At 36.7% G+C, this 645-nt stretch carries 1 pseudogene; it reads right to left on the minus strand.

Annotation, left to right across the window (positions count from 1 at the left end):
* Positions 1-175 precede the first annotated feature (175 nt).
* Positions 176-355 (minus strand): annotated as a pseudogene (locus M3210_RS20090) (tyrosine-type recombinase/integrase); the annotation flags it as partial.
* Positions 356-645: the final 290 nt, after the last annotated feature.

Below are 645 nucleotides of genomic sequence, written 5' to 3' on the forward strand. Positions count from 1 at the left end.
GAACAGTTTAGCTGACGGGATCTAGTCCCACGGGTGCGACGTTCTACCCCGACTACCGTAATAATAAAACCTTATAAAAAAAGGTCAACCAGTAATTTCTGGCTAACCTTATATTACGAACGGGTGCAAGAGATGAAAAGAGCAACGATATTATAACAGCGTTGCTCTTTAATGTTTAGAAATATTTTCTATAAAGCTCTTGTCGCAGTCTACCACTTAGTTCTGCGTATATCCTTGTAGTTTCACTTTTTTCGTGACCTAATAGACTTTGGATAACTTCTAATGGGGCACCATTATTTAACAAGTGAGTTGCATAACTGTGTCTCAACTGGTGAGGATGAATCGTTTTATTTACATTGTAATAATAAAACCATATAAAAAATAGTCAACCAGTAAATTCTGGTTAACCTTATAATACGAAGGGGCAGTTTTCTTGAATAAGTCGGGTAGTAAAAAGGGAGTGAATCAACTGGATATAAAAATCTTGTATTATAAGAGATTTAAAGGGAACGAAAAGGTGTAACTGCTAAACTATAATAGACAGTTATTGCTAAATAAGAATGAACACTTTCTATGGGGATAGGCATGTAAAAGGATGTTGCCCCGTAGGGGCGACAGCCTTTTACATGCTCGGCGAATTATGTC

Origin of the sequence: Oceanobacillus luteolus (assembly GCF_023715655.1) — a bacterium.
Classification (GTDB): domain Bacteria; phylum Bacillota; class Bacilli; order Bacillales; family Amphibacillaceae; genus Oceanobacillus; species Oceanobacillus luteolus.